Source organism: Streptomyces sp. NPDC004732 (genome assembly GCF_040609235.1).
GTDB lineage: Bacteria > Actinomycetota > Actinomycetes > Streptomycetales > Streptomycetaceae > Streptomyces.
On record NZ_JBEXJR010000003.1, the window covers coordinates 140,683 to 153,856 of the forward strand.

The window sequence follows — 13,174 nt, forward strand, 5'->3', positions numbered from 1 at the left end:
AGGGACGTCGGGCGAGCGGGTGGACGGCGGGGAGTGTGGGGTGTCCTGTTTTCGCTCGTACGGGGGTAGTTAAGGTACGAGAATGGCTGCACCCTCCACGGATACCGGCGTCCCCGACCGTCGCGGGCCTGCCCGCTACCTCTGGTGGGTGATCGCCAGCCAGCCGCAACGCATCGCTCTCGGTGCCCTGTTGGGCAGCGCCTGGATGGTCAGCCTGACTCTCCCCCCGTACATCCTGTCGCGCGCCATCGATGACGGCTTGCGGCCGGGCGACCGCACCGTCCTGATGGGCTGGTGCGCTGCCCTGTTCGGCATCGGGCTCCTCAACGCCTGGCTGGCGATCATGCGGCACCGCACCATGACCCGGATCCGGCTCAACGCCTATTTCCGCACCGTGCGGGTCGTGGTCGACCACGCGACCCGGCTCGGCGCGGCGCTGCCCCGACGGGTCTCGGCCGGTGAGGTCGTCACGATCGGTCACTCCGACGTGGGCGTCATCAGCCAGACCCTCACCGTGACGGGTCCGGGCGTGGGTGCGGTGATCGCCTACTTCGTGGTGGCGGCACTGCTGCTGTCCGTCTCCGCGCTGCTTGCCGTGGTGGTGCTGGTCGGCGTGCCCCTGCTCGCCGTGCTGATCGGTCCGTTCCTCGGCCGTCTGCAGGGGGCCGAGACGGCCTACCGGGAGCGTCAGGGAACACTCGCAGCGATACTCGGCGACCTCGCCGGAGGTCTCCGCGTCCTCAACGGCCTCGGCGGCAAGGGAGTGTTCGCGGCCCGCTACCGCGAAGGTTCGCGTCGGCTGCGGGACGAGGGCTACCGGGTCGGGTCGAGCATGAGCTGGATCCAGGCCTTCGGCCTCGGCCTGCCCACCCTGTTCCTGGCCGCCGTGACCTGGCTCGCCGCACGCATGGCCGCCGAGGGCACCATCACTGTCGGCGAACTGGTCGCCGTCTATGGCTACGTCGCCGTTCTCGTCCTGCCGGTGACGTTCCTCATCGAAGGCGCATACGACATCGGCCGGGGCCTGGTCGCCGCGCGGCGGGTCGTGGGCTTCTTGAACCTGGCACCGGGGGAATGGGAGACCGCCGCTCATACGGAGCCGGTGCAAGGCCCGGAGGAACCGTCCGTGCTGCGTGACCCGCTGTCCGGCGTGGAGGTCGCCCCCGGACTCCTCACCGCGCTCGTCAGCGCGCGTGCCTCCGACGCCACGGACGTCGTAGACCGCCTCGGCCGGTTCGCTCCTTCCCTGGCCACCTGGGGATCGGTGCGCCTCGACGCCGTCGCCCTGGACGAGGTCCGCACGCGGATCCTGGTCGCGGACAACGAAGCCGATCTCTTCGCCGGTACGTTGCGCGGGGCCATCTCCGGGCGATGCGCTCCGGATGAGGAGGCCATTGCCCGTGCGGTCGACGCGGCCGTGGCCCGGGACGTCGTCCTCGGCCTGCCGGACGGGCTCGATGCCCCTCTGGACTCCCACGGCCGCAACCTCTCCGGCGGCCAGCGTCAGCGTGTCCGCATGGCCCGGGCCCTCCTCGCCGACCCGGAGGTCCTCTTGGCCGTCGAACCCACATCGGCGGTCGACGCCCACACCGAGGCGAACATGGCGACCCACCTTCGCGCCGCCCGCAGCGGCCGCACCACCCTCGTCACCAGCTCCTCCCCTCTGGTCCTCGATCAGGCCGACACGGTGTACCACCTGGTCGACGGCCACGTGGCCGCGATCGGCAGTCACGCCGACCTCCTCGCGAATCACCCGGACTACCGGCGCCTGGTGTCGCGCGGCACGGACGAAGGCGACCAGGCGGAGGAGCAGCACACAGCACGACGTCAGACACGCTCCCATCCTTCTGCCGAGCCGACTCATGAGGCCCTCCGATGACGTCGCCCCACCGCGGCCCAGCCGCGGAAACCCCCGCACCCGGGCAGCTGCCCGTGGCCGACCGCCGCCAGGTCCGCCGCGCCGCCGTCCACCTGATCCGGCAGGACACCGGCGCCTTCATCACGATGATCGGCTTCAATGCGCTCGCGGCGGCGGCAGGCCTCACCGGCCCCTGGCTCCTCGGACGCATCATCAATACGGTCAAGGATGGCGGAGGCGTCGATGCCGTCGACCGCCTCGCCCTGGGCATCCTGGTGGGCGCACTCGCCCAGCTCCTCCTGGCACGTCACGCCCGCTACCTCGCCCATCGCTTCGGCGAGCGAACCCTCGGCCGCATTCGTGAACAGTTCGTCGACCGGGCGCTGACGCTCCCCGCCTCCGTCGTGGAACGGGCCGGTGCGGGCGATCTGACGGCCCGCGGCACCACCGACGTGGCGACCGCCGGACAGATGCTGCGCGACACCGGCCCCGATGTGTTCGTCGCGGCCGTGCAGGCGCTTTTCATCCTCGGTGCGGTCTTCCTCCTCGACCCGCTGCTCGGCGTCTGCGGTGTGCTCGGCCTCACCGGCATCTGGTTCGCCACGCGCTGGTACCTGCGGCGTGCGCGGGCCGCCTACCTCGAGCAGGGAGCGGCACACTCCGCACTGGCAGAGGTACTCGCGGCCACCGCCTCCGGAGCCCGCACCGTCGAGGCCCTGCGCCTGCGCGAGCGCCGCGTCGCGGACAGCGAGGCCGAGATCGAGCGGTGCGTCACCGCCCACGACCGGACGCTGTTCCTGCGCAGCGTCCTGTTCCCCTCCATCGACATTTCGTACGCCATCCCCGTCGTCGCCGTGCTGCTCCTCGGCGGGGTGCTGCACGAACAGGGTTCCGTGAGCCTCGGCACGGTGGTCGCCGCGGCCCTGTACCTGCAGCAGCTCTCCCAGCCCTTGGACACGATCCTTCAGCAGGTCGAACAGTTGCAGAGCAGCGGCGCATCCTTCGCCCGCGTCGAGGGCCTGGCCGCCGCTCCCAAGGGGCCGTCCGAGCCCTCCGAGCCCATGGCCGCGAGCACGGATGGCCTGGTCGGCGCCCCCGAGAACGACCGCATCGAGGTTCAGGGAGTGCGCTTCGCCTACGACCGCGGGGCCGATGTCCTGCGCGGGGTCACCCTTTCCGTGCGGCCAGGCGAGCGCCTCGCGATCGTCGGGCCCTCGGGGGCGGGCAAGAGCACCCTGAGTCGCCTCCTGGCGGGGATCGACACTCCCGTCAGCGGAACAGTGACCGTCGGTGGCGCACCCATCGCCGATCTGCCCCCTGACCGGCTGCGCCAACAAGTCGTCCTCGTCACCCAGGAGCACCACGTGTTCCTCGGGACCGTCCGGGACAACCTCCTGATAGCGGCGGAGACCGCCACGGACGCCGAGCTCGAAGCAGCCCTCACCGCAGTCGGCGCCGACTGGTCGGAGAGCCTGCCGGACGGCCTCGACACGGAGCTTGGCCCCGGCGGCCACCGGCTGCACGGAGCGCAGGCCCAGCAATTGGCGCTGGCCCGAGTGGTGCTCGCCGACCCCCACACGCTGATCCTGGACGAAGCCACCGCGCTGCTGGACCCGACGACAGCACGGCACACGGAGCGGGCTCTGGCCGCGGTCCTCCAAGGACGGACCGTCATCGCCATCGCCCATCGTCTGCAGACGGCCCACGACGCGGATCGCGTGGCGGTCATGCAGGACGGCCTGGTGACCGAGCTGGGTCCCCATGAGGAGCTCGTCGAAGCCGACGGCGCCTACGCCGCGCTCTGGAACTCCTGGCACGGTGAGCAGCCGGGCACGTCGTGAGCCGCGAGCGACGCGGCCGCCCTCCGGACGAACGTGCTCCCTACAGCGAGGGAGCCCCCTCAGATGAAGTTGAGGGCGGCCGCACCGCCCACTCCCCCGAGCAGCATGAACACCGGCATCAGCACCTTGAGCTCGATCCAGCTCCCGGCCCGGAACCGCAGCACCTTCGGCGGCCCGATCGGGTACCAGCGCTTGCGGCCGATGGGGATGGGCCACAGGATCGGGCATCCGGAGACGGTCAGCGCATCCCCGATGTCGTGCACCAGGGCGCCCATCACGATCGGCAGCCCCAGCCACAGATACTCCTGGCCGGGCTCGGTGAACAGCCAGTCCGCGCCGTTGCCCGGCTTGTCCAGGATCCCGGCGAGGATCCAGGCGCTCGCCGCGGCAAGCAGCCACACGAGCACATCGCTGCTCGACCCGCGGGCGGCCCGCCACAGCAGGCCTTCGATGGCGAGCACCATGTGGACGAAGAGGATCGCCAGCACCGCCCAGCGCCCGCCGAAGATCGCCAGGGCCGAGGCGCCCGCTCCGATCAGCACCGCCCACAGCCAGGTGTGCGTGAGCGTACGGTGCCCGCCCGAGCGACGCGGGTCCCCCTGTTTGCGGGTGGCCTTGTAGACGGCTGACGAGAGCTTGTCGACGATCTCGCACAGGCCGCGGGAAAGCGGCCCGAAGGCTCTGGAGATGGTCGCCGACTTGTGGTCGAGGTCGGGTGCGAGCGCCGCTCCGGCGCAGATCAGCGCCCCTACGAGAAGGACCGGCCAAGGCATGCTGTGCCCCGCGGCCGCTGCGGCAGCGCCGACGCCTAGCCAGGCCGCCGCTCCCGACAGTGAGTGTGCCGGTCCCATCATTGTTGTTGCCCGCCCCATTTCGATTGGTCTGACGCCCCGTCGGCGACACAGCGTAGCGTTCATGATCTTCGTAGGGACCTCCGGTTCCCTGATCGGGTGGGAAGGAAGGCAAGATGGGGGTGTGACCCTTATCGATCAGCTGCCGCCCGACGCCGACCCCGATGCCCTCTTCGAAGCCTTCTCGTCGTGGGCCGAGGACCAGGGCATCACTCTCTACCCGGCCCAGGAGGAGGCGCTGATCGAGGTGGTCTCCGGGGCAAACGTGATCTTGTCCACGCCCACCGGCTCCGGCAAGAGTCTGGTCGCGGCGGGGGCCCACTTCACGGCGCTCGCCCAGGACAAGGTCACCTTCTACACAGCGCCCATCAAGGCTCTGGTGTCGGAGAAGTTCTTCGACCTGTGCAAGCTCTTCGGCACCGAAAACGTCGGCATGCTGACGGGCGACGCGTCCGTCAACTCCGACGCCCCCGTCATCTGCTGCACGGCCGAGGTCCTCGCCTCCATCGCCTTGCGGGACGGCAAGAACGCCGACATCGGCCAGGTCGTGATGGACGAGTTCCATTTCTACGCCGAGCCGGACCGCGGCTGGGCCTGGCAGATCCCGCTGCTCGAACTTCCGCAGGCGCAGTTCATCCTCATGTCGGCGACGCTCGGCGACGTCTCCATGTTCGAGAAGGACCTGACGCGCCGCACCGGCCGGCCCACCTCGGTCGTCCGGTCCGCGACACGCCCGGTGCCGCTGTCGTACGAGTACCGTCTGACGCCGATCACCGAGACGCTCACCGAGCTCCTGGAAACCAAGCAGGCGCCGGTCTACATCGTGCACTTCACGCAGGCCCAGGCGGTCGAACGCGCGCAGTCGCTGATGAGCATCAACATGTGCACGCGCGAGGAGAAGGACAAGATCGCCGACCTGATCGGCAACTTCCGCTTCACCACCAAGTTCGGCCGCAACCTCTCCCGCTACGTGCGGCACGGAATCGGTGTGCACCACGCGGGCATGCTGCCCAAGTACCGCCGTCTGGTGGAGAAGCTCGCGCAGGCCGGACTCCTCAAGGTCATCTGTGGCACGGACACCCTGGGCGTCGGCGTCAACGTCCCGATCCGCACCGTGCTGTTCACCGCGCTCACCAAGTACGACGGCACCCGTGTCCGCACGCTGCGCGCGCGGGAGTTCCATCAGATCGCCGGGCGTGCCGGGCGAGCGGGCTTCGACACGGCGGGCTTCGTGGTCGCGCAGGCGCCCGAGCACGTCATCGAGAACGAGAAGGCACTGGCGAAGGCCGGCGACGACGCGAAGAAGCGCCGCAAGGTGGTCCGCAAGAAGGCGCCCGACGGCTTCATCGCCTGGTCCGAGAGCACCTTCGAGAAGCTCATCGCCTCCGAGCCCGAGCCGCTGAACTCCCGCTTCCGGGTCACGCACACCATGCTGCTGTCCGTGATCGCCCGGCCCGGCAACGCCTTCGAAGCGATGCGTCACCTCCTCGAAGACAACCACGAGCCGCGCAAGCAGCAGCTCCGGCACATTCGTCGGGCCATCGCGATCTACCGCTCTCTGCTCGACGGCGGCGTCGTGGAGAAGCTCGACGAGCCGGACTCCACGGGCCGCATCGTGCGCCTCACCGTCGACCTGCAGCAGGACTTCGCGCTCAACCAGCCGCTGTCGACGTTCGCCCTCGCCTCCTTCGAGGTCCTCGACCCCGAGTCCCCCTCGTACGCCCTCGACATGGTGTCCGTCGTAGAGTCCACCCTCGACGACCCGCGTCAGATCCTCGCGGCCCAGCAGAACAAGGCGCGGGGCGAGGCCGTGGCGCTGATGAAGGCGGACGGCGTCGAGTACGAGGACCGCATGGAGCGGCTCCAGGACATCACGTACCCCAAGCCCCTGGAGGAGCTGCTCTTCCACGCGTACAACACGTACCGCACGAGCCACCCGTGGGTCGGCGACCATCCGCTGTCCCCGAAGTCGGTCATCCGCGACATGTACGAACGGGCGCTGACCTTCACCGAGTTCACGTCCTTCTACGAACTCGCCCGCACCGAGGGCATTGTGCTGCGCTACCTCGCCGGCGCGTACAAGGCCCTGGAACACACCATCCCGGACGACCTGAAGTCCGAGGACCTGGAAGACCTGATCGCCTGGCTCGGCGAGATGGTCCGGCAGGTCGACTCCAGCCTCCTCGACGAGTGGGAGCAGCTGGCCAACCCCGAGGTCATGACGGCCGAGGAGGCCCAGGAGAAGGCCGACCAGGTCAAGCCGGTCACGGCCAACGCGCGCGCCTTCCGCGTCCTGGTGCGCAACGCGCTGTTCCGCCGGGTCGAGCTGGCCGCCCTCGACCACGTCGAGGAGCTGGGCGCGCTGGACGCGGAGTCCGGCTGGGACGCGGATGCCTGGGGTGAGGCCATGGACAAGTACTGGGACGAGTACGAAGATCTCGGCACCGGTCCCGACGCCCGCGGCCCCAAGCTGCTGCTCATCGAGGAGGATCCCGAGCACGGTCTGTGGCGCGTCAGGCAGACCTTCGCCGACCCGAACGGCGACCATGACTGGGGCATCAGCGCGGAGGTCGATCTCGCCGCTTCCGACGAGGAGGGCCTCGCCGTCATCCGGGTCACGGACGTCGGCCAGCTCTGAGGGCCCCGAGGATCCGCGTGCCCCGGACAGGAGTCGAGGAACTGCCATGAACAATCCCGCCGACAAGTTGGTCGATCTGCTGGACCTGGAGCAGATCGAGGTCAACATCTTCCGGGGCCGCAGCCCGAACGAGTCCTTGCAGCGCGTGTTCGGCGGGCAGGTCGCAGGCCAGGCCCTGGTGGCCGCGGGCCGTACCACCGAGGGCGACCGCCCGGTGCACTCGCTGCACGCGTACTTCCTGCGCCCGGGCCGCCCGGGCGTGCCGATCGTGTACCAGGTCGAACGGGTCAGGGACGGGCGCTCCTTCACGACGCGCCGCGTCACCGCCGTCCAGCAGGGCCGCACCATCTTCAACCTCACCGCCTCCTTCCATCAGCCCGAACAGGGCGCCTTCGAACACCAGCTGCCGCCGCGTCTGGCGGCCCCCGATCCGGAGTCACTGCCGACGGTCGCCGAGGAGATCAAGGAGCACCTCGGCGCACTCCCCGAGCAGTTGGAACGCATGGCCCGGCGCCAGCCCTTCGACATCCGGTACGTCGACCGGCTGCGCTGGACCGCCGAGGAAATCAAGGACGCCGAGCCGCGCAGCGCGGTGTGGATGCGCGCCGTGGGACCCCTGGGCGACGATCCGCTCGTGCACACCTGCGCGCTGACCTACGCGAGCGACATGACGCTCCTGGACGCTGTCCGCATCCCGGTCGAACCGCTCTGGGGACCCCGCGGCTTCGACATGGCATCGCTCGACCACGCCATGTGGTTCCACCGCCCGTTCCGCGCCGACGAGTGGTTCCTCTACGACCAGGAATCCCCCATCGTCACGGGGGGCCGCGGCCTCGCCCGGGGCCGCATCTACGACACCGAGGGACGCCTCCTAGTGTCGGTGGTGCAGGAGGGGCTGTTCCGCCCGTACGGGGAGCGCCACATGGACAGTCCGACAGCCGGAGCGTGACGGGCGCAGGCACGGGACGGGGAGCGCGATGCGACGGATCGATGTGGCGGAGCGCAGAGCAAGGCTGGCGCTGCGCCATCGGCTGACGGCGGACACCAAGTCGGACGATCCGGTCGAGGTGGCGCGCTCTGTGCTGGCACTGCACGGCACGGATCCGTCGTCCGTGTACGTCGGCGCCTGGGCGCGCATGCGGGACGGCAGCGTGGCGGATGTGGAGCGCGCGCTGTATGAGGACCGGGCGCTGATCCGTCTGATGGGGATGCGGCGCACGGTCTTCGTGACATCCCTGGATGTGGCGCCGGTGCTGCAAGCGGCCTGCTCCCGTGCCGTCGCCGCCCGGGAGCGCCGCCTCCTCCTGAAGATGCTCGCCGAGTCCGGTGCGGCGGGTGACGCGGCCGGGGTGGAGGCGTGGCTCGCCCAGGCGGAGGACGTGGCGCTGCGGGCTCTCAAGAAGCGCGGTGAGGCGACGGCGGCCGAGCTTGCGAGCGACGACTCTCGGTTGGCCACCGAGCTGGTCATGGCACGCGGCAAGAGCTACGAGGGGCGGCAGAAGCTGGCCAGTCGGCTCCTTCTGCTGCTCGCCGCGGAGGGACGTGTGGTGCGTGCAAGGCCTCGTGGCACGTGGACTTCCCATCAATACCGCTGGGCGCCGCTGACGGACTGGTTCCCCGACGGCCTCACCGACTGGAACACCCAGGCGGCCGAGACGGAGCTTGCCCGACGGTGGCTTCGGGCGTTCGGTCCGGGCACCGCGGATGATCTGTGCTGGTGGGCCGGGTGGACCAAGACCCAGACGAAGCGGGCACTCACCGAACTGCGCCCTGTTGAAGTGGACTTGGACGGGGCGCCCGGGGTACTGCTCCCCGATGACATCGAAGAGACCTCTCCTCCTGCCCCTTGGGCGGCCCTGCTGCCGGCGCTCGACTCCACCCCGATGGGCTGGCAGCACCGTGGCTGGTTTCTCGGGGAGCACGGCCCACGCCTCTTCGACAGGAACGGCAACATCGGCCCGTCCCTCTGGTGGAACGGCCGCATTGTCGGCGGCTGGGCCCAGGACAGCACGGGCGAGATCGTGTGCAGGTTCCTCGACGATGTCGGCGCCGATGCGCGGGCCGCGGTGCACACCGAGGCCGAGCGCCTCGCCTCGCGGCTGGGGACCGTGCGGCTCACCGCTCGCACCAGGGGACGTACATGGCTCGAGGACGAACTGGCTGGCTGACGACCGCGGGGCAGGCGCACAGCGGTATTCGACGGGCATCTGTGTCTCCGTTCGGGATAGGTTCCGGATTCGGGATAGGTTCCGGATCCGCACACGGGCGTGGCCACTGGGTCAGGTGTGGGTACAGGTTTTGAAGGGCACGGGGAATTGAGCGGGCATTCGGTTCGGGACAGGGATCGGCTGTTGTCGGAGGCCGTACGGCTTCGCGAGACAGGTCGGCGCGAGGAGGCCAGGGAGCGACTCGTCGCCCTCTCTTCGGAACTTCCCCTGGATGCGGAGGTGGCGTACCAGGCTGCGTGGGTCCACGACACGCTGGGCCTGGAGGCCGAAGCGGTGCCGTACTACGAGCGCGCGCTCGACGGGTCGGGGCTGTCGGACGACGACCGACGCGGGGCACTTCTGGGGCTGGGCAGCACCTACCGAATCCTGGGACGCTACGAGGAAGCCGTCGCCACCCTCAGGGACGGGGCGGACGAGTTCCCCGACGACGGCGGGCTCAAGACGTTTCTGGCCATGGCCTTGTACAACTCCGGCCGGACACACGACGCCATGGAACTGCTCCTGACGCTGCTCGTCACCACGACCAAGGACCCAGAGATCGCGGGCTACCGTCCCGCCATCGAGGAGTACGCCAAGGATCTGGACGCGACGATGTAAATGGCACCGTCGCGGATTGAGCGGCCCTGACTGGCTACGTCCTCCGTCGGCGCAGCCAATTCATCAAGCCTCGCGGCTCCTGCGCCGGAGGCGAACCCGAACCCGGCGCAGAAGGCAGAGCCTTGGCCATGGCTGCGGATGGGGCTGTGGCTGTCGCCGCGGCATCGCTCGGCGCCGTCCATTCCATCGTGGCGGCGGATGGTTCACGGGTGGCACGTGGTGCCGGTCGTTCCGCGCGGGCCTGAACGAGACCGATCAGAAGGCTGGAGCGCAGCCAACGGATTTCGTCGGGATCGTCCGCCGTCATGATCCTCTCCACGATGTGCGCCCCGGGTGAGTCCGGTCCGCCCTGGCTGCTGCGGGGCACGGACCTGAGCCGGTTGAGATACGCACGTTCGTAGGGGTCCCTGACGATCTCCGCGATCGAGACCGGGTCGAGCAGCGAAGCCATGGCCGCGGCTCGCTCCCATGCGTCTTCCGACTGGCGCAGCAGGAATCCGGTGTGCCGCCCCCGCCAGTTGCGCGCTCGCAGGTCCTGGCCTTCTTCCAGCCGCCCTCGCATCGTCTCGGGCATGCGTCCTTTGAGGAGTGCGGCGTGAAGTTCGGATTCGGCGAAGTGCTTCAGCTCCTCGGCGAGATAGAGCCAGACGACGGCCCGGTACCGATTCAAATAGAACTTCACGGGCGTCAGGAAGCCGGCGCGGGCCAGGCGGGTGAAGCGAGTCGAGGTGATGTGCATGAGCTCCGCGCCCTCCGCGGTGCCCACCGCTCTGACGCCCTCTCGCAAGGCCTCGACACAGCCATCACCCCCGCGCACGCGGTCGATCTCCTCGCGGGTGACGCGGCGCCGCCCGCCCGGTGTCTCCCCGACCGTGCGGATGCGTCCGAGCATCACGGCCAAGTCGAACTCCCCGCGCTTCAGCCCTAGTTCCCTGGCTGCCCAGCTCGGCGTGACGGTCGGCCGGGCGGGCATTGCCCCGACGTCATGCGTGATGGTGTCACCGGTCATGGTGGTTCTCCCCCGTGAGATGTGATTGCTCTCGGGAAAAACCGTAGACCGCCCACCACGATCCTCGCTGAGCCTGTGGATAACTCTTGACGTGACAGCGTCAATGCAGGTCAGAGGTCCACGACCGGCGTTCGCTCCGGCTGCCGGGCGTCCACGCCGAGGTGTTCTCCGACGCGGTTCACGAGCAGCGTCATTTCGTAGGCGACCTGGCCGATATCCGCCTCCGCCGAGCTCAGGACACACAGACAACTGCCGTCGCCCGCCGCGGTGACGAAGAGAACCGCGTCGTCGAACTCGATCATCGTCTGACGGACGTTCCCTGCGTGGAAGTGGCGGCCCGACCCCTTGGCGAGGCTGTGCAGCCCCGACGAGACCGCGGCCAGATGTTCCGCGTCCTCTCGCTTCAGGTCCGAGCTCGCGCCGGTCACCAGGCCGTCGTTGGACAGGACCAACGCGTGTCGTACGTGTTCCATCCGCTGGGTCAGGTCGTCCAGCAGCCAGCCGAGCCCCATGCTCTGCCCCATGTTCCTGTCTCCCCGTGTCCTGTCCCCCTGGCTGGAGGACCTGACCTGCCAGCCTTCCCCACGACCGGCGCCCCGGCAAGCATGATGAGGACATGGCACAGAAGATGACCGATGACCAATGGCGGGCTTTCGTCTCACACGGCACCCGTACCGGCAAGCTCTCGACCGTCCGGGCGGACGGCAGCCCGCACATCGCGCCGATCTGGTTCCTCCTCGACGGGGACGACCTGGTCTTCAACACCGGTAGTGAAACCGTCAAGGGCCGTAACCTCGCACGGGACGGGCGTGTGGCCCTCTGCGTCGACGACGATCAGCCGCCGTTCGCCTTCGTCGTGCTGCAGGGGCGCGCTGAGCTGAGCGAGGACATCGACCAGGTCCAGCAGTGGGCCGGTCGGATCGCCGCACGCTACATGGGCGAGGACCGCGCCGAGGAGTTCGGCAAGCGCAACGGCGTCCCGGGAGAACTCCTGGTCCGCATGCGAATCGACAAGGTGCTGGCGTATGCCGGGGTCTCCGACTGACTACTGACGAACCCAGGCCGCAGGTCTCGCAGCGGTGCGGCTGATTCGTCCGCCACCATTTCACTGAGGCCTCATCCGATCACTGAGGCCTCATCCGACGGAGTCGAGCAGCCGGGCTGTATGGAACCGCCCGGCGTACTCGACCAGCCGTATCAGCACCTCCTTCCCCGAATCACGATCGCGGGCGTCGCACAGCACCACGGGCGTTCCGCGGTCGAGGTCCAAGGCTCGTGACACATCTTGCGCACCGTACGTACGCGCGTTCGCGAAGCAGTTGACCGCCACGACGAACGGGATGCGTCGGTGCTCGAAGTAGTCCACGGCGGGGAAGCAGTCCTCGAGCCGCCGGGTGTCCGCGAGGACCACGGCACCGAGGGCGCCTTGTGACAGCTCGTCCCACAGGAACCAGAACCGGTCCTGGCCCGGAGTGCCGAACAAGTACAGCGACAAGCCGGATCGGATGGTGATGCGGCCGAAGTCCATGGCCACGGTCGTCGTGGTCTTCCGGTCGACCCCCTCGGTGTCGTCCACCGACTGGCCCACCTCGCTCAGCAGTTCTTCGGTGCGCAGCGGGCGGATCTCGCTCACCGCGCCCACCAGGGTGGTCTTGCCCACCCCGAAGCCGCCCGCGACCAGAATCTTCAGCGCCAGGGCCGTTGTCTCGGCACCCACGGCGTCAGAGTGCTCGGAGCCCATCGATCACCTCTCGGAGAATCTTTTCGTCGGGAAGCTGTGCGGGCGGCACGGGTCGGCTGACTTTGACGCAGCCCATTTCCAGCAGGTCACCGAGAAGCACCCTGACGACGCCTACGGGCAGGTCTGCACCCGCAGCGAGCTCGGCGACGGACTGTGTCTCGGCGCGGCACAGTTCGATCAGCGCCCGGTGTTCGGGGCCGAGCGCCGTGCTATCACCGGGCCCCGGAGCACTGTCGTCCAGCGTCACTAGGGCGATCAGGTCGAAGCGGACTCCGCGCGGTCCCGGCCTGGTCCGTCCACCCGTCATCGCGTAGGGCCGGACGAGCGGACCGGCTTCGTTGTCGTACCACTGGCTGCCCGGCTGCTCCGGGACGCCTTTCGTGTCCTCGGTCATGGGTACCACCGGCCCCC

At 69.2% G+C, this 13,174-nt stretch carries 12 protein-coding genes; 7 read left to right on the top strand and 5 right to left on the bottom strand.

Features of this window, described 5'->3' with window-relative positions; translation table 11 throughout:
• Nucleotides 1–82: 82 nt before the first annotated feature.
• Nucleotides 83–1,879: an ABC transporter ATP-binding protein gene (locus tag ABZV77_RS09725; RefSeq protein WP_356252789.1), complete on the top strand. Its 1,797-nt coding sequence runs from the start codon at nt 83–85 to the stop codon at nt 1,877–1,879.
• The gene (locus ABZV77_RS09730) at nt 1,876–3,699 is read left to right on the top strand and encodes an ABC transporter ATP-binding protein (protein WP_356252792.1); all 1,824 of its coding nucleotides are present in this window, start codon (nt 1,876–1,878) and stop codon (nt 3,697–3,699) included. Before ABZV77_RS09725 ends, ABZV77_RS09730 begins: the two co-directional genes overlap by 4 nt.
• 59 nt (nt 3,700–3,758) lie before the next feature.
• On the opposite strand, the gene ABZV77_RS09735 is transcribed toward ABZV77_RS09730, so the two are convergent.
• Nucleotides 3,759–4,553, bottom strand: coding sequence for a metal-dependent hydrolase (locus tag ABZV77_RS09735; protein WP_356252795.1), 795 nt, complete (start codon nt 4,551–4,553; stop codon nt 3,759–3,761).
• Nucleotides 4,554–4,614: 61 nt separating this feature from the next.
• On the opposite strand from ABZV77_RS09735, the gene ABZV77_RS09740 reads away from it, so the two are divergent.
• The 4 genes from ABZV77_RS09740 to ABZV77_RS09755 all read left to right on the top strand — a co-directional run bounded on the left by ABZV77_RS09740 (nt 4,615) and on the right by ABZV77_RS09755 (nt 10,013).
• Nucleotides 4,615–7,188, top strand: coding sequence for a DUF3516 domain-containing protein (locus tag ABZV77_RS09740; protein ID WP_356252797.1), 2,574 nt, complete (start codon nt 4,615–4,617; stop codon nt 7,186–7,188).
• A gap of 46 nt (nt 7,189–7,234) precedes the next feature.
• Nucleotides 7,235–8,137: an acyl-CoA thioesterase II gene (locus tag ABZV77_RS09745; RefSeq protein ID WP_356252800.1), complete on the top strand. Its 903-nt coding sequence runs from the start codon at nt 7,235–7,237 to the stop codon at nt 8,135–8,137.
• Nucleotides 8,138–8,165: 28 nt separating this feature from the next.
• Nucleotides 8,166–9,356 (top strand): winged helix DNA-binding domain-containing protein, encoded by a 1,191-nt coding sequence (locus tag ABZV77_RS09750; RefSeq protein ID WP_356252803.1) that lies wholly within the window; start codon nt 8,166–8,168, stop codon nt 9,354–9,356.
• 183 nt (nt 9,357–9,539) lie between these two features.
• Nucleotides 9,540–10,013, top strand: coding sequence for a tetratricopeptide repeat protein (locus ABZV77_RS09755; RefSeq protein ID WP_356252806.1), 474 nt, complete (start codon nt 9,540–9,542; stop codon nt 10,011–10,013).
• Nucleotides 10,014–10,047: 34 nt separating this feature from the next.
• Here ABZV77_RS09755 and ABZV77_RS09760 read toward each other — a convergent pair whose 3' ends face one another.
• Entirely contained in the window at nt 10,048–11,022 is a 975-nt protein-coding gene (locus ABZV77_RS09760; protein WP_356252809.1) for a DUF6397 family protein, read from the bottom strand.
• A 110-nt stretch (nt 11,023–11,132) separates the two neighbouring features.
• A complete protein-coding gene (locus ABZV77_RS09765) occupies nt 11,133–11,546 on the bottom strand; it encodes a roadblock/LC7 domain-containing protein (RefSeq protein ID WP_356252812.1) in 414 nt (137 codons plus the stop codon).
• Nucleotides 11,547–11,638: 92 nt separating this feature from the next.
• On the opposite strand from ABZV77_RS09765, the gene ABZV77_RS09770 reads away from it, so the two are divergent.
• A complete protein-coding gene (locus ABZV77_RS09770) occupies nt 11,639–12,067 on the top strand; it encodes a PPOX class F420-dependent oxidoreductase (RefSeq protein WP_356252815.1) in 429 nt (142 codons plus the stop codon).
• 90 nt (nt 12,068–12,157) lie between these two features.
• On the opposite strand, the gene ABZV77_RS09775 is transcribed toward ABZV77_RS09770, so the two are convergent.
• Both ABZV77_RS09775 and ABZV77_RS09780 read right to left on the bottom strand, forming a co-directional pair.
• Nucleotides 12,158–12,763 (bottom strand): ATP/GTP-binding protein, encoded by a 606-nt coding sequence (locus tag ABZV77_RS09775; protein WP_356252818.1) that lies wholly within the window; start codon nt 12,761–12,763, stop codon nt 12,158–12,160.
• Entirely contained in the window at nt 12,744–13,157 is a 414-nt protein-coding gene (locus ABZV77_RS09780; protein ID WP_356252821.1) for a DUF742 domain-containing protein, read from the bottom strand. Before ABZV77_RS09780 ends, ABZV77_RS09775 begins: the two co-directional genes overlap by 20 nt.
• Nucleotides 13,158–13,174: the final 17 nt, after the last annotated feature.

Bases quoted from the DNA above. Each gene is read 5' to 3' on its own strand.
- ABZV77_RS09725 (WP_356252789.1), top strand. From the start codon at position 83: ATGGCTGCACCCTCCACGGATACCGGCGTCCCCGACCGTCGCGGGCCT.
- ABZV77_RS09730 (WP_356252792.1), top strand. From the start codon at position 1,876: ATGACGTCGCCCCACCGCGGCCCAGCCGCGGAAACCCCCGCACCCGGG.
- ABZV77_RS09735 (WP_356252795.1), bottom strand. From the start codon at position 4,553: ATGATGGGACCGGCACACTCACTGTCGGGAGCGGCGGCCTGGCTAGGC.
- ABZV77_RS09740 (WP_356252797.1), top strand. From the start codon at position 4,615: ATGATCTTCGTAGGGACCTCCGGTTCCCTGATCGGGTGGGAAGGAAGG.
- ABZV77_RS09745 (WP_356252800.1), top strand. From the start codon at position 7,235: ATGAACAATCCCGCCGACAAGTTGGTCGATCTGCTGGACCTGGAGCAG.
- ABZV77_RS09750 (WP_356252803.1), top strand. From the start codon at position 8,166: ATGCGACGGATCGATGTGGCGGAGCGCAGAGCAAGGCTGGCGCTGCGC.
- ABZV77_RS09760 (WP_356252809.1), bottom strand. From the start codon at position 11,022: ATGACCGGTGACACCATCACGCATGACGTCGGGGCAATGCCCGCCCGG.
- ABZV77_RS09765 (WP_356252812.1), bottom strand. From the start codon at position 11,546: ATGGGGCAGAGCATGGGGCTCGGCTGGCTGCTGGACGACCTGACCCAG.
- ABZV77_RS09770 (WP_356252815.1), top strand. From the start codon at position 11,639: ATGGCACAGAAGATGACCGATGACCAATGGCGGGCTTTCGTCTCACAC.
- ABZV77_RS09775 (WP_356252818.1), bottom strand. From the start codon at position 12,763: ATGGGCTCCGAGCACTCTGACGCCGTGGGTGCCGAGACAACGGCCCTG.
- ABZV77_RS09780 (WP_356252821.1), bottom strand. From the start codon at position 13,157: ATGACCGAGGACACGAAAGGCGTCCCGGAGCAGCCGGGCAGCCAGTGG.